The organism is Serratia sp. HNCC26DJ244, assembly GCF_057180565.1.
The window spans coordinates 1-224 of sequence record NZ_JBXUGO010000169.1 but is presented as its reverse complement, the minus strand read 5'-3'; the positions used below and the strand labels follow the sequence as shown (position 1 = coordinate 224).

The window sequence follows — 224 nt, the reverse complement described above, 5'->3', positions numbered from 1 at the left end:
ACTGAACGATGCCAATGGCAACGGCGTGAGTGGTCAGACGGTGGAGTTTGTCCCTAACCTGGCCAACAGCAAAGTGGGCACGGTGACCGATAACGGCGACGGGACTTACACCGCAACGCTGAGCGGCATTACCGCAGGCACCGCGGCGATTACCGTGACGGTGGGGGGCAAGGCTTTTGCGGTCAATAGCGCCAGCGTGACCTTGACGGCGGACAGCAGCAACA

1 protein-coding gene is annotated in these 224 nt (G+C 61.2%); it reads left to right on the top strand.

Annotated elements, in window-relative coordinates; genetic code table 11:
• A partial coding sequence (locus AC2A06_RS19120; RefSeq protein WP_484381338.1) for an invasin domain 3-containing protein occupies nt 1-224 on the top strand: 224 nt, incomplete at both ends.